The organism is Streptomyces sp. NPDC007164 (assembly GCF_040634135.1).
GTDB classification, from domain to species: domain Bacteria; phylum Actinomycetota; class Actinomycetes; order Streptomycetales; family Streptomycetaceae; genus Streptomyces; species Streptomyces sanglieri.
Genome location: NZ_JBEYFB010000076.1, coordinates 1 through 20,709, shown reverse-complemented (window position 1 = coordinate 20,709; position 20,709 = coordinate 1). Strand labels below are relative to the sequence as shown.

The following is a 20,709-nucleotide window of genomic DNA, read 5'->3' as shown; positions in this document are numbered from 1 at the left end:
CAGCCGGCCAGCACACCGGCGGCGAGCACGGTGGCCAGGACGGGGGCGGCGACGGCACGGACTCTGGAACGGCGGGTGAGGAGACGGGACATGAGCGGAAACCTCCTGGGGATGAGCGGGGAACGGCGTTGTTCGGGGACGTGAATCAGCGCACCGGCACGCTCTGTACGGAGCCGGTGAGGCGGGCGCGTTCGGCGGCGAAGGCCGCCAGATGGCTGCCGAGCGTGGCCTTGGTGCCGGAGCGGACCGCGGCCGGGTCGCCGGTGGCGACGGCGTGGACGAAGGCATCGACCAACGCCGTGTCTCCGCCGCCGTGCCCCTCGGCGGCGTTGGAACCGCTCGTGTCGACCTCGTGGACGGTGACCTCGTCGGTGCGGAAGTCGTGGACGGTGACGCGCTTGCCGTCGCCGCGCAGCCAGCCGTGCGAGCCGAAGATCCGTGTCTGGCGGTCGGTCTGTTCGGTGAAGGCGACCATGGTGAACGTCGCGGTCATGCCGCCGGACAGCTGCATGGCGAGGACCTGGTGGTCGACCACGTCGTTGTCGACGCGGTAGGCGCACAGGCCGTACGGGCCTTCGCGCAGCGCGGTCAGCAGCTCGGTCTCGTCCGTGGAGTCCGTGACGTGGGTGACCGGCCAGACGGAGCCGTGCTCGCGCAGCGTCGGCACGTACAGCTTGAGTGCGGAGTAGGGGCAGCCGTCCTCGACGGCGCAGTCCAGGCAGCGCTCCGCGGCACCGGCCGGAGCGTTCTCGGGCCGGAAGTGCTTGAGCCCACCGAAACTGGCGACCTGCTCGATGCGCTCCCCGGTGACGTAGGAGATCCAGTCCAGGTCGTGGCAGGACTTGGCGAGCAGCATCGGCGAGGACGCCCGCTCACTGCGCCAGGGGCCGCGGACGTAGGAGTGCGCGTAGTGCCACCAGCCGACGGGCTCCAGGTGCTCGACGCTGACGAGTTCGCCCAGCACGCCCGAGCCGACAACCTCCTTCACCAGGTCGGTGTAGGGGGTGTAGCGCAGGACATGGCAGACGGCGAAGAGTACGCCCGTCTTCTCCACGCCCTCGATGAGGGTGCGGGTCTCGGCCTCGCTGGGCGCCAGTGGCTTCTCGGCGAGGATCGCGTACCCGGCCCGCGCCAGCGCCAGGACGGGCTCGACGTGATTGCGGTCCTGGGTGGCGACGATGACGGCGTCGGCGATGGCGTCCCCCTCGACGAGCGGCCGCCAGTCGTTGAACTCGAGCTCCGCCCCGGCCGCGGCGCGGGCCGCCGGCCGGGGATCGGCCACGGCCACGAGGCGGGCGCGTTCGGGGTGGGCTTTGATCCACGCGGCATAGGTGAGGCCGCGGTTGCCGGCGCCGACGAGAGCCACGCGGACGGGCCGATCGGATATCGGAAGGTGCATGGACATTCCCAAAAGCTCCCTGGAGGTGAAGGAGAGGCACGCGACGGACAAGGCGTACGGTCGGCCGGGAGGCGTCTCCTGCGGCGATGCTTGGACGTGGAGCCGTCAACGGTTATCGGGTGTGGAGAGCTGACAGGGGCCGGCTGCCGATACGGCGCTTACCGGGGCCGCCTGAAAGCCGGAAGGCGGACCGCGCAGTGGTCTCTGCGATCCGGAACACGGGCTGCCCGGGTCGATGACGGGGGTCCGGAACGGCCGTTCACGGGCGCGCCGCCGTGGGCCGCCGGTTGTGCGCGAGATACGTCGTCTCGACGTGCTCGACGGCTCGACAGATCGCACCGAGCGCGACCCGGTCGTCGCCGAGCGAGGACGGCCGGAGATCGGGGACCCGGATGCACAGCGGCTCCAGACGGTTGCGGAGGCGGGGAAGCAGGACGTCGGCGGACTGGGCCAGTCCCCCGCCCAGCACGACCCGTTGCGGGTCGATGGTCAGCACCATGGCCGCGAGGCCGAGGGCCACGTCGCTGGCGTAGCGGTCGACGGCGCGCACGGCGACGGTGTCGCCCCGGCGGGCGGCGGCCAGCACATGGGCGGCGGCGTTCCGCGGGGGTACGTCGGACGGGACGGCGGGACAACACGCCAGGCGGGTGGCGGCGGTCGCCCAGGGGGTGACGGGGAAGCTGCCGATCTCGCCCGCCGCGCCGCCGTATCCCCGGTGCACCCGGCCGCCGATGATCAGCGCCGCGCTGAGGCCGAGACCGGCGTGGATGTAGACGGCGTCCTCGATGTCCCGTGCCGCACCGAGGCGTTGCTCGGCGAGTGCGGCCAGCCGGGTGTCGTTGTCCACCAGAACCGCCCCGGCGCAGCGTTCGTCCAGGTGCTCGGCGAGCCGTACACCGGTCCAGTCGGCGGCCGCTCCCGCGAGTACGACGTCTCCCTCCGGGCCGACGACGCCGGTGGTGCCGGCGCTGATCGTCCAGATCCGGTGGGCGTCGATTCCCGCGTCGTCCAGGCATTCGGTCATCACGTCGCCGATGACGGCAAGCCGGTCGGCGCGCCGGATGTCCGGCGGCACCGTTCGGCGAGCCGTGGTGACGGCCGTGCCGCAGAGGTCGGCGAGCACGGCGAGGACGCTGTGGGCGCCGATGTCCAGCCCGAAGACGTAACCGGACTCGGCCCGGAACCGGTAGCGGCGGGCCGGCCGCCCCACCGCGCCGGGCGCGGGCGGGACTTCGGCCGCCCATCCCTGGTCGGTCAGCTCGGTGGCGAGGTCCTCCGCCGAGGCGCGGGAGAGACCGGTGAGCGTGGCCAGCTCGGTCAGCGTCACCGGCGCGCCGGCACTTCTCAGCGCCCGCAGCGCGCCGAACGCGTTGAGCCGACGCAGCTGTGCCAAGTCACCGCCGGCGGGTCGGGATGCGTCCATGTACTCCTCTTGACGTCGTTTCGGTCGTAGGGATTAATCAGAGAGTCCACGAAAACATTGCCATGGTCAAGCGCCAGGAGGACGCCGAGGTCGCTCAAGTCCGCGAACAAAACGCCCACTTATTTGGAAGACTCTCATAACTTGGAGGGACCTCGGTGCCCCGAATACGTCCTAGACCACTCCTCATCCTGCTGCTCGCCCTGACCGTTCTGGTCGCGGGTCCTGCACCCCTGGCCGCGGCCCGGGAAGGTGGCGGCACCAGTAAATCGGCACTTGACCGGACGTGGTTCGGCCCCGAGGCCGACCTCGGCGTCCAGCAGGAAACGGTCTCCATCAACGACGCGGTGGTGGGCACGGAGGATGGCCGGCCCACGATGTACGCGACGGTCTCCGCCGAGAACGCGATCTTCAACGTCATCGACGTCCAGGACAACCGGCTGCTGCGCTCGTTCACGCTGCCTGGCGTGCAGCAGTCCTGGCGGCATGCGATCGGCCCCGACGGCACCGTCTACATCGCCGCCATCACCGGCGGCCAGACGGGCGAGTTGTGGAGCTACAGCCCGGCCGACAAGGAAGTGCGCAAGCTCGGCACCGTTCCGGGCGAGAAGTCGCTGTGGTCGATGACCACGGACCCGGAGGGCAATGTCTGGATCGGCACCTTCCCCAACGGCAAGGTGTTCAGATACGACCCGCGGAGCAAGGACTTCCACGACTACGGGCAGATGGTGCCCGGCCAGCAGTACGTGCGCTCCATCGCCTACCACGACGGATCCGTCTACGCGGGCGTGGGCTCCGTCGGTGACGTCATCCGGCTCGACGCCGCCACCGGTACGAAGACGAAGATCTCCGACCAGGTCCCGGCACTCCTCGGAGTGGAGCCCCGGGAGGTGCCCTTCGCCTACGACATGGCGGTCGTCGACGGCTGGCTGTTCGTCAAGTTCGCCGACCCGCAGATGAAGCTGCTCTTCTACGACCTCGACGCCGACAAGTGGAGCGACAAGTCCGTCGGCAAGAACACGCCTTCCGACACGGGAGTCTTCTCCTTCAACCAGCTTCAGTCGCGGGACGGGAAGGTGTACGTCACCAACAACCGCGAGCTGTACGAGATCGACACGGCGACGTTGGAGTCCCGCTCGACCGGAATCGCCTTCGGTACCTCGCTGCGCGGTGCCGCCTGGGTACCGCTCAATGATCCGGACCTCCCCGGGACCTCGCTCGTCACCCTGCAGTCGGGCGGCAGGATCACCGCTTTCGACATCGCGTCACGGCGGAGCAAGGCGCTGCCCTCGGTGGTGCAGGGCGCGCCGAACCCGCTGCACAACCTGGAGGCGGCGCCGGACGGCACGCTGTTCATGAGCGGCTACCCCGGCGGCACCGGGTCCCGATTCGACCCGCGCACCGGCCGCACCACCCGCTTCCCGATGGGCCAGGCCGAGGGCATGGCGGGCCTGGGCGACACGATGTACTTCGGCATCTACCCCGGAGGCATCATCTCCTCGGCGAAGCTGGACGCGGCGACCCCGGCCGTCTCCGAGAAGTTCCGTCTCGGCTCCGAACAGGACCGGCCGTACGTGATGAAGGCCCACGAAGGCAAGCTGCTCATCGGCTCCATCCCCGACTACGGAAGGCTCGGCGGCGCGCTGACCATCTACGACCCCGGCAACGGGGAGAAGAAGACCTACCCCGGCATCGTCCACAACCAGAGCGTCGCCGGGCTCGCCCAGCGCGGCGGACGGATCTACGGCTCCACCACCGTCTACGGCGGTCTGGGGACCGACGCCACTGAGTCCGAGGCCAAGATGTTCGTCTGGGATGTCGCCGGCGAACGCAAGGTCAAGGAGTTCACTCTCGACCTCCCGGGCCTCGGCAGCCCGAAGATGATCAGCGGTCTCGGCTTCGGCCGCGACGGCCTGCTGTGGGGCGCGGCCGACGGCTTCCTGTTCGCGATGGACCCGGGCACCCTCCGGGTCGTCAAGTACAAGAACGTCTACCCCGAGGTGAAGAACTACGGCATGTGGCGGCCGGTCTACCTCCGCTGGGGCGCCGACGGCCTGCTGTACACCACCCTGGCCAGCAAGCTCACCGTTGTGGACCCCAAGACCATGGACCACGTGACACTCGGCGACTACGACGAGGAGGTCGCCTTCATGACCCTGGCCCGGGACGCCGACGGCCACGAGAACATCTACTTCCTCGGCAAGACGGCGGAGTCCCGGCTGCGGATGATCCCGGTGCGCCACGGCCTGGCCGGCGCCGTGGCCGTCGACAACGCCGGCTTCGAGGCGGCGCCGCTGGACGACGGCGCCGTCCCGGGGTGGCAGGGCGGTGGCACCCTGTTCACCCTCTCCCAAGAGCGGGCGTACACCGGCAGACGCAGCATGAAGATCGTCGATGCGGCCCGGAGCGGCCCCGAGGCGTCGGCGGAGCTGGCCAGTAAGCCGGTGCCGGCTGCTGCGGGGGCGTACTACCGGGCCCGTGCCAAGGTATACATCGAGGACGGAAGCACCGACGATTCGGTGCTGCTGCTGAGCTTCCTCGACAGGGCCGGCCAGCCGGTCGGCCGGATGGCGAGCGCACCGCTCCGCAGCGCGGAGCAGCGGCGCTGGATCGACGCACAGGCGAGTGGTACGGCTCCGCCCGGTACGGCGTCGGTCCGCGTCTCGCTGTACTCGTCCACGTGGAACCTCATGACCGGATACGTCGACGCGGTGAGCCTTCAACAGACCAGGCGTGGGTGACACCCACTCACGGACCCCGGGCCACGGCGTACCGTACGCCGTGGCCCGGTGTCGTCGATGCGGCGCTCGGCCCTCGCCGTCGAACTCGCACCGCACGGCATCACCGCCAACACCCTCGCACTCGGCACGGTCCGGACCCCGATCGACGGCGCGTTCCCCTTCGACCGCGATGCGTTCGAGAGCGTATTCCGCTTGGCTGCTACTCGGTGCCCGACGAGAACGTGGGCGCGCTGCTGCTGCTCGCCTCGGACGTCGGGGCGTACATCAACGGGGCCCGGATCGTCGTGGACGGCGGAGTGCTCGCCGAAACAGATGCACCAGATGCGCTTCATCTTCCCCGCCGCGTACGCGGCGTACGACGCTCAGCTCTGCCACTCTTTGGTGACCGGGTCAGCACAGAAGGAAACTTGACGCCATGACACACACCTTGCGCACCCTCGCCCCGGCCGACGAGGCAGCCGTGCACGCGCTATGGGCGATCTGCTTCGACGCCCCGCACCTCCCGGCGCTGCACGCCCTGGACCCCGACCGCCACCGGCGGACCTTCGTGGCCGCGCGCGGTGACACGGTCGACGCCGTCGTCTGCTACGTGCCGCGGCAGCTCCGCGATGCCCGCGGCCGGGTCGAACGGGTGGGCGGTATCGGCAATGTCGCCACCCGCCCCGAGGCACGGGGCCACGGCCTGGTTCGCCGGCTCCTCACCATTGCCGCCGAGGCCATGACCGCCGAGGCCTGCACATGGTCCCTGCTGTTCACGGCCACTCCCGGGGTCTACGAGCGCTCGGGCTGGACCGGCTTCCGCACCTCCTGGGCTGAGGGCCCGCTCACCACTGTTGGCCCACCCGAGCCCCGCTTCCGCATCCGTGCGGCCACCCCGACCGACGCCCCGCGGCTGGCAGAACTGCACGCCGGATTCAACGCCGCACGCCCACTCACCGCGGTGCGGACGGCCAACGACTGGATCCACCGCGTGCCCGCCTGGTACGGCCCCGGCACCGAATGGCTCATCGCCGAGGACAACGAGGGGACGGCGGTCGGCTACACCGTGACCCAGCACAACGGCGAGGCCGTCGAGGTCCGCGAGTGCGCGGTGACGGAAGCCGCACCGGCGGCCCTCGGTGAGCTGCTCGCTGCGGTGGCCCGCCGGGCCCGTGCGGCGGGCGCCGCAGTCGGCCGGGCCCACCTCCCCGAGGACCCAGCCGTCCGCGCTGCCCTGCCCCGGTTTCTCGCCCAGGATCAGGCCCGGGAGCGGACGCAGACGGTGGGTATGGCCCGCCCGCTCCTTGCCCCACCGGAGGCGATACGCGCCACGCTGCAGGCCACGGGAGCAACCCACTGGCATGGCGACTCGTTCTGAGCCAACAGTCCCAGGGCCCGATGGGTTTGCCTGCCATCCCCTCAGCAGGGCACGTCACCGGGACCTCGGCCAGAACCGGGCGCACTTCGACCTGAGCCCCGTGGGTTCAGTGCCTGCTTTCGATCCCGGGTTTACCGTAAGACGAACGCAAAGGCGTTCACGGGCGCCTGTGAACCACTCGGGATCAGTGTCGGCCGTTGACGACGGTGGGTGCGGGTGGGGGTGGGCGTGCCTGAGTGTGGTGTGGTCTTGAGCCTGGGTGTATGGGCCTGGTTGCTTCGTGTTCACAGCTTTGTTTTACCTGGCGCGACATCCCCCGTTGCGTGGCGCTTATTGGAGGCGCTGTCACGTTGGCTGACAGGGTGGGAGGATCCTCGGGCTGATCACGGTGGAGGGGGTCGTCCGTGGAGGGCATGTCGCCGTCGTACAAGGGGCACCGGTATCCGGTCGAGGTGATCTCGCACTGTGTGTGGCTGTACTTCCGGTTCCCGCTCAGTTTCCGTGAGGTCGAGGAGCTGATGCTGGAGCGCGGCGTGTTCGTCTCGTACGAGACGGTCCGTCGCTGGTGCCTGAAGTTCGGTCAGCAGTACGCCAACGGACTGCGCCGCCGACGGCCCCGGCCCGGCGACAAGTGGCATCTGGACGAGGTCTTCATCAAGATCAACGGCGAGCAGAAGTACCTGTGGCGGGCTGTCGACCAGGACGGCAACGTGCTCGACATCCTGGTACAGAGCCGCCGGGACAAGGCTGCCGCCCGGCGCTTCTTCCGCACGCTGCTGAAGAAAACGGGCATGGTGCCGCGGGTGATTGTCACGGACAAGCTCCGCTCCTACGGCGCGGCCCACCGTGAGGTCATGCCCTCCGTCGAACACCGCTCCCACAAGGGCCTGAACAACCGGGCCGAGAACAGCCACCAGCCCACCCGCCAGCGCGAACGCGCAATGAAGGGCTTCCGCAGCGTCGGCGGAGCGCAGCGGTTCCTGGCCGCGTTCAGTGGCATCTCACCCCCACTTCCGGCCCCGCCGCCACCTGATGACCGCCACCGAATACCGCACCGAGATGACCACCCGCTTCGTGATCTGGGACCAGATCACCGGCGCCGACGCCCCGCCCACCACAGCGTGACCCAGGCCCCCGCCCAGACCTCTACACGCCCTGACGCGCCCTCAATCGATCAACATCCCACCAACGTGACAACGCCCGTGTGAGGCATGCGGGCAACCTGTGGCACAGGTTGAGGGGCTGACGACAGCTGCCGCGGTACGGGCTCACGCTCGGCAGGCAGGGCACGATCAGGCGAGTGTGCGTCGTGTATTGCCATCGGGCACAGTGCAGCGTTGGCGTACCGAGGCCGAGCGGGAGCAACAGAGAGCCAGGGAACGTGCACTGCGCGCTGAGGAACAACGCCGCCAGGCGACGTTACATCCGGAAAACGGGGCAGTTGGGATGATCGAAGCACGTCCGTGAAGAGCTCGACCCTGCCAACGGTCCGGACGCCTCCGCCTGAGTGACCTGCGCTAGGCGGTCTGGGCGCGGTTCTTCTGGGATTCCTTTTGCAGGCTACAGGCCACGAGGTCGGCTGGTGCACAACACATCCAGATGACGACGGGTACAACATGCGTGTGTCAGGGGCGTGTTCCGATGTCCTGGCGAATGCCTCCGCATTCGAGGCTTTCGCAGGTCACGTGTGGTTCTGGGTGCTATTTGCAGGAGTCATGTCCCTGGTCGCGGCGGCGGTGCTGTGGGTGCGACGCCAATTCATGTAGAGGGACTGAACGCAGTTCGGCATTGCCATTCTGCTGACGGTAGTCGGAACAGCCGACCGAAAACCGGCGCTAAACCGGGCCGCGCCCAGGACAAGACCAACCTGAGCGTCGGCGGCCGCAAGGACGACGTGGGTCCGGTGTCGTCGACCGTATTTTTGAGGCGCCGTCACGCCAGCCGTGGCCGCCTCCGCCCGGCAGCACCAGTGCCAGCGTGGACGTCAGCCCCGTACGGTCCGCCAGCCGACGCAGCAACACCGCCCCGGCATGCCCGACCAACCCCCTCCCGTCGGCGACCAGGGACAGCCGCCGGTCCCACCCTGTAGGCTCACTCACCAGATTGGTGCCCTGACACTCGCAGCGGATACGGACTCAACACTTGCATCCTTGCAGGTCAGCGGCACCTTTCTGCTACTGGGGCGTCAGATCACCGAATTACACTGAATACCCAGGGCTGACATAGAAGAACGTCTGGGGGGCCAGAAGAAGCATCCAGCTCGTCATGCTCTGAGACGTCAGCCGCCGGACGTAGATCTGCGTCCGGCGGCTAAGGGGCACGATTCCTCTCTGTGCCACAGAGATCCCCGCTCCCGGCCCCTCGCAGAGCAGCCACAGCAATTTTGCGGCAGGCAGGGCAGCTGGGGCGGCATCGGCAGGAGCCGGGAGCGGGAGCTATCAGGTGGATACGACGAGGGCCTTGTGCGCGACTTCCGCCGCGTAAGCGGCATCCGCCTCGTCATTGAAGTAATGAAATCCGACTCGGAGACCACCGTTCGCGGTGATCGTCGCGCGTACTCGGGCGTCGTACAGCCGCGCTGGGTCAACCCGGTAGCCCGATGGCGGTGCGGTCACGACAATGTGCGATCGGGCACCGCAATTGAGTTCTCTGAAACCATGGCTTCGCATAACGGCGATGTACTGCTCCGCAAGCCGCAAGGTATGACTGCGACTTTCGTCACCGTCGACTTCTGCCAGCAGGCCGAGCGCGGCCAGGGCCCCGATCCACGACATCCAGGCGGGCGACGAGTTGAATCGGGCCATCGCCCCGGCTTCGCTGTACGGTCCGCCAAAGAAGCGCTCAGGGTCCGCGGCTGACTTCCAACTGGCAACGGTCGGTGCGATGTTGATCCGGCTCGGGTCGCCCACCAGCCAGCTTGCCCCGCGCGGGCAGAGCAGCCACTTGTACCCATGGGCTGCGACCAGGTCGGCCGGGTGCCGCGACAGATCAGAGCGCACGACCCCGAGCGTCTGCGTGAGGTTCGCGAAGACGAGTGCTCCGTACTGATGGGCCACCGCGCAGATTGCGTCGACGTCGACCAGCTCGCCGTCGTTGGTCAGGACTTCGCTGACCATGACCAGCCCCGTGTCGGGGCCGATCGCGTCCATGATCGCCGCCGTGCGGCTCGCGTCGGCGCTGCGCTTGACGAGCTTGATCCTCGCTGAGGTCGTCGCTGCGTGGGCCATCACTGGGAACAGCACGCTGCGGAACTCGTCTTCGGCCACGACGATCGTCGAACCCTCGGGAGCGCAGCGCACCGCGACCGTCGCCGCCTCGGACAACGAGGTCTGAGAAGCAACCCACTCAGGGGGCACCTGGGTGTAGCCGGCGAACGCTATTCGCGCGGCGTCGGCAGACGCATCCCACTGCAGCCAGTCGTAGGAGCCTGACTCCCAGTCATCGAGCGCGCGCCGCACGGCCCTGATGACCGGGACTGCACCAGGGGGGCCACCAGGCGTGTCCAGCCAGGTCCAGGACTCGAGCGCTGGGAATTTCTGGCGGAACCTCTGCGATGTCATGACGGCAGAGCCACGACGGCTTCGACCTCGACGCGCAGATCCGGGGCCGCCAAAGCGGTCACGGTGGCGGCCGAGTGCGCAGGGTAGACGCCGTCCGGGAACCAGCGGGCGAACACCTCATCCCGAGCCCTGGCGAACTCGGCGAAGCCGTCGTCGCCGACGACCAGGGTGAGCATCTTGATGATCGCCGACGCCGTCACGCCGAGATCGGCGAGCACCTTTTCGAGATTGTCGAACACCTGTTTGGTCTGCTCGTAGCACGAGCCCGAGACGATCTTCCCGTCCTGGTCGGCCCCGATCTGCCCGGAGATGTACGCGGTGCCGAAGGTGGCAGGAACGACCGCGACATGGCTGAACTTGCCGATCGGGGGCGCGATGGCGGCCGGATTGAACTTGGACATGAAGACTGCCCTTCTCGGGGAAAATGAGTGTTGTCGGTCGCTGGTCTCAGAGCACGAACACGGTCTTGCCGACGCCGCGCCCGGCTTCCATGTCGCGGAAAGCGTCCGGTGCTTCCTCAAGCGGTCTGCACGCGTGGACAGTGGGGGTGATGGAATGCTCAGCGACGAAGCCGAGCATCGCGGCGAACTCTCCGGCGCTGCCCATGGAGGTGCCCTCAAGGCTGATCTGCCGGAAGAACAGGTCCCGCAGGGACAGCGTGACGTCCGGGCCGGTCGTTGCGCCGAACGAAACGATCTTGCCTCCCGGGCGCACTGATCGGACCGCGGTCGGGAACGAGTCCGATCCGACGCTGTCGAGGACGAGATCGGCCGGGGCGTGGAGACGCTCGTCGAAGTCGGTCACGCCGACGACGACATGGGCCGCGCCCAGGGAGATCGCCTCGGCGGCTTTGGCCTCGTGCCGGGTCACGACTGTCACTTCAGCGCCCAGTGCCACAGCCATGGCCAGCGCCAGCGTTCCGGCACCGCCAGTGGCCCCGGTGAGGACGACGTGGTCACCGCGGCGGACCTTTCCCTTGGTGACCAGAGCCCGGTAAGCAGTGAGGCCGGCCAGAGGGAGCGCAGCAGCTTCCGCGTCGGAGAGATGGGGTGGAACCTGGTGGACGTTGCTGGCCGGGATCCGGACGAATTCGGCGAACGTCCCCTGGACCGGACCGCCGAGGATCGTGGGCACTTCCGGCACGTTCTCGATGTCGGGCCATCCGAGGCAGGGGTTGACCAGGGCCCGGCATCCGCCCAGTTCTTGCCCGGCGTCGTAGCCGGTGCTGACCACGGTGCCTACGGCGTCGGCACCGACGATCTTCAGATCGTCACCGGTGTGCCCGGCGATGGCAAACAGCTCGTGTCTGTTGAGTCCCGCGGCGACGACTCGGAGCAGGACCTCGTCATCGCCGGGCTCGGGTCGAGCCACTTGCTCGACCCTCAGTCCGTCCGGGCCGGGTGCGCCGGAATGGACCAGTGCTCGCATGGTGGAAGGGTGGGACATCAGCTCTCCTTTCAACGAGACGGCCGGACAGCCGACGACTGCCTCGCCTCGACTGTGGCCAGGACTTCTTCGAGGATGCCCAGAGCCTCGTGGGCCTCCTCTTCGGTCACGGTCATAGGCGGCGTGACCCGAAGCACGTTGCCCGCCAGCCCGCCCTTGCCGATGAGGAGCCCGACATCCCGGGCCTCAGCGAGCACGGCGTCAGCGATCGCCGGTGCCGCGGTGCGCGTCCCGGGCTCGACCAGTTCGACCCCGATCATCAGACCCGCGCCGCGCACCTCGCCGATAAGCGAGCACCGATCGGCGATTGATTCGAGGCCCTGGCGCAGCTGCCGGCCGACCCTGTCGGCATTCTCCTGCAGGTCATGGGAGTCGATGTAGTCGACCACGGCGCTCGCTGTGGTCATGGCGATCGGATTGCCGCCCGCGGTCGAGATCGAGTTGGCCGACACGCAGTCCATCAGGTCCGCTTCCGTGACGACTCCGCCGATCGCGAGCCCGTTGGCCAGCCCCTTGGCGAAGGTGATCGCCTGCGGTCGGACGCCGTAGTGCTCGATGCCGAAATACGAGCGTCCTGTCCGCCCCCATCCGGACTGGACCTCGTCGGAGACGAACGGCACGTCGTAGGCATCGAGAACCGTCTTCATCTCTCGGAAGAAGTCATCCGGCGGAGTGGCGAACCCGCCCGCGCCCTGGACCGGTTCGGCGATGTAGCAGGCGATGTCGCCTGAGGTCGATGTCTCGATCATCGTCTGCAGCTCGTCGCGGCACGCTGCCGTGAACTCCTTGTCGGAGAGGTGGCCGAACGGGCTCCGGTACTTGTAGCCGGAATGCGCGTACGTCACCTGCAGCGGACTGAGGCTCGACGCAGACCACCCCCGGATGCCGGTGGCGGCCACCGTGCCGAACGAGCGGCCATGGTAGCTGCCGCGCAGCGCGATCACCTGGTTGGACCGCCGTGCGGTCGTGGTGAGCAGGAACGCCGTCTCGACCGCTTCAGACCCGGAGTTGACAAAGAAGACCTTCGGATTGTCCACCGGGGCCTTGGCCGCGATCTTCTCGGCCAGCTCCACCTGGCTCCGGATGAGGTACAGGGTGCTGGAGTGCAGGATCCTGCCGGCCTGGCGCTGCAGTGCCTCGGTGATTTCGGGTATGTCGTGCCCGACCATGGTGGCCAGAAGGCCGCCGAAGAAGTCGAGATAAGTGCGGCCGTCCCCGCCCACAACATGCCGACCCTTGCCTGATTCGAGTTCCAGGGGGTCGGAGTAGTAGCACTTCATCCAGGCCGGCATGACCGTCATGTGGCGGTCGTGCAAGGTCGGTTCGAGGTCAGATGCGCTCATGGTGCGGCGTCCCTCCTGGGCGAGCTGCGCAGGTCACATGCGTGCGAAGAAGATCCGATCGCAAACCGGAAGTCATCGGGTCGCAGCCGGCTGCGCGATGTGCTGGTGGACCCGGGCGACGATGTCGTCCACGCCGGGTACGACGGCTTCGAGCAGCGTCGGGGCAGCGGGGATCCTCACGTCGGGCGTGGCGATCCTCAACGGAGGACGGCGCATCTCGATGCCCCGCTCCACGATCGAGGCGACCAGCTCCGCTCCGAGCCCGGCGAATTCGGAAGCCTCGTGAACCACTGCCAACGCGCCCGTGCGGCCGACGCTTTCGGCGACGGAGTCCACGTCGAGCGGCCGCATCCAGCGCATGTCGATGACTTCGGCGGAGATGCCGTGCTCGGCCTCCAGCCGTTCGGCGGCCTCCAGCACCTTGTGCTGCATCGCGCCCCAGGTGGCCACGGTGAGATCGGTGCCGAGCCGGCGGACAACAGCGCCTCCCACGGAAGGGATGGGCGCGCCGAGCGTTACTTCCTCCTTCGCGCCGTGGTAGAGATTGCGGTTCTCGATGACGATGGCCGGATCATCGGCCGCGATGCTGGCCAGCAGCAGGTCGTGGGCGTCCTGGTGAGTCGTCGGCATGCAGACGTGCAGACCCGGAATGTGCGCGAAGAGCGCTTCGATACTCTGCGAGTGCTGGGCGCAGGCCCCCGGTCCGGTTCCTTGCTGAGTCCGGATGGTCAGAGGCGCGGTCAGCTTTCCGCGGTTGAGATAGCGGACGTTTGCCGCCTGGTTGACGATCTGGTCGAAGGCGACGAACGCGAAGTCCGCCCACATGATCTCGACGATGGGACGCCGTCCCACTATCGATGCGCCGACCGCGCCGCCCAGGATCGCGGATTCCGAGATGGGGGTGTCGAAGACCCTCTCGCCGAATCGCTTCCGGAGCCCCTTGGTCACACCGAAGACGCCGCCCGGCACCGCGACGTCCTCGCCGAACAAGAGGGTCGTCGGATCGTCGGTCAGTGCCCGGCGCAGTGCGTGGTTGACGCTCTCGGCGTAAGTCAGCTTCTTCTGGGTCAGGGCGCTCTCAGGCATAGAGGTGCTCCAGGGCGGTCGAAGGGTCGGCGAGCGGGTACTGCTGGGCCAGCTTGCTGGCAGCGTCGACGTCGGAGTGCGCGTGCTGGACGATCGCCTCGATCCGTTCCTCGTCCACGCCGCGACTGATGAGAAGGTCCGTCAGCCGGCCAATCGGCTCGGCGGCCTCGATCCGCTCCATCTCGCCGGGGAGCCGGTATTGCTGGACGTCGCCGATGTAGTGGCCGACGAGACGGTCGGTCATCGCCTCGATGATCGTTGGCCCATTGCCTTCCCGGGCATAGGCCACGGCCTGCTTCATCGTCTGGTAGACGACCTCGGGGTCATTGCCGTCGATCCGCGCGCCCTTCATCCCGTAGCCCGAGGCACGCTTGAACAGCCGGTCCGAGACCGTTGTCGCGGTGATCGGTGTGAGCTCGGACCAGTGGTTGTTCTCGATGACGAAGACGACCGGCAACTTCATAACGGCCGCGAAGTTGAACGCTTCGTGCACCGAGCCCTGATTGACTGCGCCATCGCCCATCGCGGCCACGGTGACGCGATTGGAGCCGTCGAAGCGTCCTGCGAGAGCAGCGCCGCAGGCGATGGGCGCGCCAGCGCCCACGATGGAGTTCTCGCCCATCATGCCGACATCGGGCACCGACAGGTACGCGGATCCTCCGCGGCCGCCGTTGACGCCGCCTTGGCGTCCCATCAGTTCGGCGAACATCGCAGTCAGTCCGGCTCCGCACGCCAGTGCCCAGCCGTGGCCGCGGTAGGTGGGGAACACCAGGTCGCGGGGAAGGTCGAGGGCCGCGGCAGCGCCGGTGTAGATCGCTTCCTGGCCGCTGCACAGGTGCACCGAGCCCACGACGGTGCCCAGGCCCCGCAGGCGGGCGATCTCGGTCTCGAATGCCCTGATCTGGACCATGGTGCCGAGAAACCCGAGGAGCCGGTCCACGTCGGAGTCGGAGTAGGCACTGGGCTGGAGGGGGGGTGCAGTCATCGTGATCCTCAATTCGTCGTGAATGGAGTTCTCAGTCAAAGGAAGAGTCCGAGTCCATCGGTGTCGCCGGAAGCGCGAGCCGCCCGGTCTTCAGCAGGTTCGTCGCGAGCACGCCGGCTTCCCGGACGGCGATAGAGAGCATCACGCGCAGCTGCGGGTAACGGGAGACGGGCACCGAGACCGTGAAGGATCCGACCGGCGTCCCCGATCCGTCGAAGAAGGGCGCTGCGACGCAGCAGATGTCGTTCTCGAATGCCTCGAAGTCGATGGCGTATCCGCGTCGGCGGATCGTGTCGAGCTCAGCGACCAGATCGTCGAACGTGCCGATGGTGTTGTGCGTGAGCTTCGTGAAAGGGGTCCCGTCGAACATGGTCTCGACCTGAGACGTCGGCAGATAGGCCAGCACCGCTTGGCACGACGCACGGGCGTGCATGTTGCCGACGTAGCCGACGTCGAGGTTCTTGATGGTCAGCGACTGCCGCCCGGTGATCACCTGCTGCCGCAGGATCGTCCCGTGGAACCAGCCGCACACGTACACGGTCTCACCGGTCTTGTTGTGCAGACGGCTGAGAATGGCAGCGATGTCCGGCGCGGGCGCTGTACGAGCCGAAAGACCCTTGCCGAGCGCGTTGCCACGCGGACCGACGTCGAACTGCCCGCCGGGCAGCCGGACGACATAGCCCTCGGCGCGCAGCGTGCGCAGAAGGTGATAGCACGTCCCCTGCTTCAACCCCAACTGGCGAGCCAGCAGCTTCGGCGTAGCGCTGCCGTTGTACTCCGCGACGGCCTCAAGGACCGCGAGTCCTCGGGCCAGGGTCTGCAGAATGTTCGCCTCGGCCGCAGCCGGGTCTTTCGGCTCGGCGACCGCCGGGGAGTCTTCGCCGATCGTCACGACTGCTCCGGCTCAAAGAAGTCGCTCCAGGCCAGCAGGGCATGGGCGATGACCTGAGTGGCTTCGAGGACATCGGCTTCGGCGATCTTCTCGTTGGGGCTGTGCGCATAGCGCATGTCGCCCGGGCCGAAGACGGCCGTCGGGATGCCTGCATCCCGGAGGATCCCGGCATCGCAGCCCGCAGTCATGCCCTCGATCCGTGAATCGAGACCTACACGACGGCGTCCTCGGTCGAGCGCGATGACCACCTGGTCCGACTCGGGCGTCTCCCAGCTCCGCAGGCCCTCGTTGTCCCAGCACACGACCGGTGGGTGATCGACCAGCCAAGGATCGGCGGCGGCGACCGATTCCACACAGGCCGTCAAGGCAGCCCGGACGTCCTCCACGCTTTCACCAGGCATGATCCCGATACGCCCCGAGAGGCTCCCTCGTGCGGGGACCGCTGCGCGCCACCCTCCGATATCGACCGTGCCGATGGCCAGCGGCACGGCGCTCGGGAACGGCATCCGAACGTCCGTGAGGGCGGCCGCTCGCTCATCGCCGAGGCGGGTGAGCGCCTGGTAGATCTCGAAGACCTTCGGTCCGGTGTCGACCCCGTACCACGGCACCGAGGTGTGCGCCGCGCGACCGGTGACCTCCACCGTGAAGAACAGGAGGCCCGAAGCGACGGTGACGACTGCCCCGCTGGTGGGCTCCAGCACGATCGTCCCCAGGCGATTGGGCAGTCGCTCGAGCGTGGCCCGGGTGCCGACTCCGGTCGTCTCCTCGCCGACGACCAGCTCGACTGCGACGTCGAAGGGCAGCTCGACTCCGGCCTGATCGAGGCTGTCGAGCGCCCACAGCGCGGCCGCGATGCCGCCCTTGGTGTCGACCGCGCCCCTGCCGTGCACGAACCCGTCGGCCCGGTCTCCTGAGTAGGGCTCCCGGTCCCATTGGCCTTCGTCGAAGACCGGGACGACATCTATGTGCCCGTTGATGACCACGACGGGAAGCCCGGGCCGGTGGACGCGGTAGTAGCCGATGAGGTTTTCCCGTTCGGTGACACGGGGTTCATCGCCCGCCGAAATGACCGCCGCGGTCGTCGCCAGCTCTTGTCGTTCCACTGGCCATCCGCGCGAACTGAAGAAGTGAGCGTACAGATCGACGACCTGGTCCTCATGACCGGACACGCTGGCGCACTTCACCGTGTCCGAGAGGAACGACATCTGCCGGTCAATCGACACGTCCGCAGAGATCAGCGAAATCTGACCGGGAACGTTGTTGACATCGGGAATCATCTCAGTCCTTTCACCAGCGGGTCGACCCGTCGGGTGTGCCTCATGGTGTTCGGTCCTGCTGCGAGATGTCCAGGATCTGCACCACGATGTTGACTATCTGAAATGAATCGACCGGACCCGGCTGTGACCTGGGGACATGCTTGAACCCGCTGCCGATGCGAGCTGCAGCAGGCTGATCTTTTTCAGATAGTCCACATCCAGTTCGATCCTCTGGTGCAACAGCTGCTTGTCGGCCATGTTGTCCGGATCACAACAGAGACCCCCATCGAATGCGGTTGAGGATGCAGATGGTGACCACCGCCAGCAGTGCGCTCCCTCAAGGCAGATTCGAGAACGGACACCTCGATGACGGACGCGCAGACAAGTAGGGCCGTCGATTCGCTCGACAGCTCCCCGAACTCGCACCGCCGACGCCCGGCAGGATCCATGCCGGCGTTCGCGCCGCTCTACGTTCCCGGGACCGAAGAGGTATCGGTCCGATGGCTATCGGTGACCTATCCGCTGTCCCCGAACGTCGTCGATTCCGTGCTTCCGCGCCCATTGACAACGCCCGATGCGCCTGGTGCGATCATCTGGATCGCGGAATTCCACGACGCGCGCTTCACCGACAGCGCAGGACGCGTCGAGACCCGTCCGCCCTACATGCAGGGCGGGGTCAACCTGAAGTGCCAGCATGACGGCATTCCAGGTGCTTATGCAGTCGAAACGTTCGTCGAAGGCCTCAACCACGGCATCCTCGGGCGTGAGATGTTCGGACTGCCGAAGAAGCAGGTCACCCAGGTATCCCTGGAGAACACCCGCAGCGGTGTCCATTTCGGAATCGTCGACGCCCACGGGCGCAGGATCCTCAGCGGATCCGCACTCGACGAGACCAACGCCGGCCAGCTGGCACCGGAATGGTTCGGGACCCAGTTCACGGCCAAGCTCATTCCGCGTGCCGACGGCCCGGGCTACGACGTCCGGAAGCTGGTCCGCATCCCGTTTCACCTTGGTGCCCCAGGCCCACTGCGTGGCGGACACTCCGAAATCGAGTGGCACCCCTCGCCGAGCGACCCGCTCGATCTGCTGGCACCGACTGGCCCTGTGCGGGCCGCATGGGGAGAGGCCGAGCTCGCGATCGACTACGGCACCTATGTCGCCGACCTCAACCCCGATGAACTGCCTGTCTACGGCACCCCTAGCTGGTGAGAAAGGGACAAAGATGAACAGAACAGGACAAAACGTTGTGACCGCACCCGCCGAACCATCCTCCGTGCTGACCCCGGAGCGCCGTCGGGCGATCATCGCCGCATGCATCGGCAACTTCCTCGAATGGTACGAGTTCGTACTGTACGGGTACTTCGCGACGATCTTCGCCAAGCTCTTCTTCGTCAACAGCGACCCCACGGTCGCGCTGATGCTGACCTTCCTGGTCTTCGGGATCAGCTTCGTCGTGCGCCCGCTCGGCGGGATCATGTTCGGCTACATCGGTGATCGCTACGGCCGGAAGGTCACGCTCTCGGCCATCATCCTGACCATCTCGGTGGCCACGTCCCTGATAGCCGTCGTGCCGTCCTATGCCAGCATCGGCATCGCCGCACCGCTCCTGATCCTGCTGCTACGGTGCCTTCAAGGAATCTCGGCCGGCGGCGAGTGGATGGGGGCCGCCGCCTACGTCATCGAGTCCGCGCCCTCTCGTCGCCGCGCCTACTACGGGAGTTGGCAGACGATCACGATCACGCTCGGGATGCTCACCGCCGCGTTGACCACACTGCTGCTGTCGACATCACTGACCAGCCAGCAACTCGAGTCCTGGGGCTGGCGCATCCCGTTCCTCGTCGCACTGCCCCTCGGGATGATCGGGCTGTATATGCGGCTGAAGCTCGAAGAGTCCGTCGAGTTCGGCGAGATGAGCCAGGACGAGGACCGGGAGAAGTCCCCTCTGCTCAAAGCAGTGAAGGAGAACTGGTCCTCGATCCTGCTCGTGTGCGGCCTGGTCTGTGCGCCGACCATGTGCACGTACGTCCTGCTCGTGTTCGGGCCGCAGTTCCTGGCCGACGACGTGGGGATGAAGGCCTCGTCCGCGAAGGCCGCGGTGATGGTCTCGATGGTGTTCCTCGTCGTCCTGGTCGTGGTCTTCGCCAAGATCTGCGACCGCGTCGGGCGCAAGCCGTTCATCGTGTGGGGCGCTGCGGCTGTTCTCGTCACCACCCCGGTCGGATTCCTGCTGATCCACCAGAAGGCCTTCGTCCCGGTCGTCCTCGGGATGATGCTCATCCTGATCGGCGACGCGATGATGCTGGCACCGCAGCCGGCGCTCTTCTCCGAGCTGTTCCCCACCTCCCGCCGGTACAGCGGCCTGGCGATCGGCTACAACCTCGGAGTCGTGCTCTTCGGAGGTGCCGGCCCGCTGATTAACACCGCGCTCATCGCCGCCACCGGGTCGACGTACGCGCCGGCCATGTACCTCGCGGCGGGCGCGGCCCTCAGCCTGCTCGCGGCTCTGCTGGTGCGCGAGACCCTCGGAGTCTCCCTCCGCACCGGAAAGATCGAATCCGCGGCCTGATCGGCGGGTTACCGCTGGCTCGCGCGAGCAGCGGGCACCCAAGCCCGCTGCTCGCTGTCTGACAAACCTCATTCAAGAGTCGGCTCTGCTCGATTTCTCGCGCGCTCTGCAAGGCATGGCCCGCCCCTGGGTCGATCCATTTCCATGCCCCCACCATGCCGGATGGGGGGAATTCATCGAACCTTGAAGGAGCTGAAAGATGCTCGAGAAACAAGCGCGTATGCCGCGGTCGGCGGCGGAACGGTCGTGCAGTGGACTCCGTACGGGCTCGGGCGGCGGGCCGCGGAGCTGCCCGCGCTCGCCGAGGCCACCGGTGTGCGGATCGTCACCGCGACGGGGATGCATCAATCTGCGCACTACGCAACGGAGTTGATCGCCGCACGCGAGGGCGATCTCGCCGAGGTGTTCGTGCGCGAACTGACCGAAGGCATCGTGGGCAGCGGTGTACGGGCCGGCCTGATCAAGGTGGCCGGGGGCTTCCACACGCTCGACGCGCACGCCCGCTGGACCATGCGCGCGGCCGCCGAGGCGCATCATGCGACGGGGTCGCCCATCGCCGTCCACCATGAACTGGGCACGGGCGCGCTGGACGTACTAGGGCCTGTGTGGAGTTGTGATCTCGTGGGCCCCCGGTCCAGGAGGGTTGGGGGCCCACGAG

The 20,709-nt window shown here is 67.5% G+C and carries 14 protein-coding genes and 2 pseudogenes; 6 read left to right on the top strand and 10 right to left on the bottom strand.

What is annotated here, in order from left to right:
* Nucleotides 1-145: 145 nt before the first annotated feature.
* The gene (locus ABZ622_RS39305) at nt 146-1,405 is read right to left on the bottom strand and encodes a Gfo/Idh/MocA family oxidoreductase (protein ID WP_360551757.1); all 1,260 of its coding nucleotides are present in this window, start codon (nt 1,403-1,405) and stop codon (nt 146-148) included.
* Nucleotides 1,406-1,658: 253 nt separating this feature from the next.
* Nucleotides 1,659-2,822 (bottom strand): ROK family transcriptional regulator, encoded by a 1,164-nt coding sequence (locus ABZ622_RS39300; RefSeq protein ID WP_360551755.1) that lies wholly within the window; start codon nt 2,820-2,822, stop codon nt 1,659-1,661.
* 155 nt (nt 2,823-2,977) lie between these two features.
* Between ABZ622_RS39300 and ABZ622_RS39295 the strand changes: the two genes are divergently transcribed.
* The 3 genes and pseudogenes from ABZ622_RS39295 to ABZ622_RS39285 all read left to right on the top strand — a co-directional run bounded on the left by ABZ622_RS39295 (nt 2,978) and on the right by ABZ622_RS39285 (nt 8,042).
* Nucleotides 2,978-5,560, top strand: coding sequence for a hypothetical protein (locus tag ABZ622_RS39295; protein WP_360551753.1), 2,583 nt, complete (start codon nt 2,978-2,980; stop codon nt 5,558-5,560).
* A gap of 415 nt (nt 5,561-5,975) precedes the next feature.
* Nucleotides 5,976-6,917 (top strand): GNAT family N-acetyltransferase, encoded by a 942-nt coding sequence (locus ABZ622_RS39290; RefSeq protein ID WP_360551751.1) that lies wholly within the window; start codon nt 5,976-5,978, stop codon nt 6,915-6,917.
* A 413-nt stretch (nt 6,918-7,330) separates the two neighbouring features.
* Nucleotides 7,331-8,042 (top strand): annotated as a pseudogene (locus ABZ622_RS39285) (IS6 family transposase).
* 1,313 nt (nt 8,043-9,355) lie between these two features.
* Here ABZ622_RS39285 and ABZ622_RS39280 read toward each other — a convergent pair.
* The 8 genes from ABZ622_RS39280 to ABZ622_RS39245 all read right to left on the bottom strand — a co-directional run bounded on the left by ABZ622_RS39280 (nt 9,356) and on the right by ABZ622_RS39245 (nt 17,506).
* Nucleotides 9,356-10,375 carry an aminotransferase class V-fold PLP-dependent enzyme gene (locus ABZ622_RS39280; RefSeq protein WP_360551749.1) on the bottom strand — a complete coding sequence of 340 codons (1,020 nt, stop codon included), beginning with the start codon at nt 10,373-10,375 and terminating at the stop codon, nt 9,356-9,358.
* Between the two features lie 98 nt (nt 10,376-10,473).
* Entirely contained in the window at nt 10,474-10,878 is a 405-nt protein-coding gene (locus tag ABZ622_RS39275; protein WP_360551747.1) for a RidA family protein, read from the bottom strand.
* Nucleotides 10,879-10,924: 46 nt separating this feature from the next.
* Nucleotides 10,925-11,923 carry a zinc-binding dehydrogenase gene (locus ABZ622_RS39270; protein ID WP_360551745.1) on the bottom strand — a complete coding sequence of 333 codons (999 nt, stop codon included), beginning with the start codon at nt 11,921-11,923 and terminating at the stop codon, nt 10,925-10,927.
* Nucleotides 11,924-11,934: 11 nt separating this feature from the next.
* Nucleotides 11,935-13,266 carry an aspartate aminotransferase family protein gene (locus ABZ622_RS39265; RefSeq protein WP_360551743.1) on the bottom strand — a complete coding sequence of 444 codons (1,332 nt, stop codon included), beginning with the start codon at nt 13,264-13,266 and terminating at the stop codon, nt 11,935-11,937.
* 72 nt (nt 13,267-13,338) lie between these two features.
* Nucleotides 13,339-14,352 (bottom strand): transketolase C-terminal domain-containing protein, encoded by a 1,014-nt coding sequence (locus tag ABZ622_RS39260; RefSeq protein WP_360551741.1) that lies wholly within the window; start codon nt 14,350-14,352, stop codon nt 13,339-13,341.
* Entirely contained in the window at nt 14,345-15,376 is a 1,032-nt protein-coding gene (locus tag ABZ622_RS39255) for a thiamine pyrophosphate-dependent dehydrogenase E1 component subunit alpha (protein ID WP_360551739.1), read from the bottom strand. The genes ABZ622_RS39260 and ABZ622_RS39255 overlap by 8 nt, the downstream gene beginning before the upstream one ends.
* Nucleotides 15,369-16,229, bottom strand: coding sequence for an IclR family transcriptional regulator (locus tag ABZ622_RS39250; RefSeq protein WP_360551737.1), 861 nt, complete (start codon nt 16,227-16,229; stop codon nt 15,369-15,371). The genes ABZ622_RS39255 and ABZ622_RS39250 overlap by 8 nt, the downstream gene beginning before the upstream one ends.
* Nucleotides 16,226-17,506 (bottom strand): M20/M25/M40 family metallo-hydrolase, encoded by a 1,281-nt coding sequence (locus tag ABZ622_RS39245; protein WP_360551735.1) that lies wholly within the window; start codon nt 17,504-17,506, stop codon nt 16,226-16,228. The genes ABZ622_RS39250 and ABZ622_RS39245 overlap by 4 nt, the downstream gene beginning before the upstream one ends.
* 345 nt (nt 17,507-17,851) lie before the next feature.
* On the opposite strand from ABZ622_RS39245, the gene ABZ622_RS39240 reads away from it, so the two are divergent.
* The 3 genes and pseudogenes from ABZ622_RS39240 to ABZ622_RS39230 all read left to right on the top strand — a co-directional run.
* Nucleotides 17,852-18,694 carry an acetoacetate decarboxylase family protein gene (locus tag ABZ622_RS39240; protein WP_360551733.1) on the top strand — a complete coding sequence of 281 codons (843 nt, stop codon included), beginning with the start codon at nt 17,852-17,854 and terminating at the stop codon, nt 18,692-18,694.
* 37 nt (nt 18,695-18,731) lie between these two features.
* Nucleotides 18,732-20,051, top strand: coding sequence for an MFS transporter (locus ABZ622_RS39235; protein ID WP_360551731.1), 1,320 nt, complete (start codon nt 18,732-18,734; stop codon nt 20,049-20,051).
* A 162-nt stretch (nt 20,052-20,213) separates the two neighbouring features.
* Nucleotides 20,214-20,648 (top strand): annotated as a pseudogene (locus ABZ622_RS39230) (phosphotriesterase); the annotation flags it as partial.
* Nucleotides 20,649-20,709: the final 61 nt, after the last annotated feature.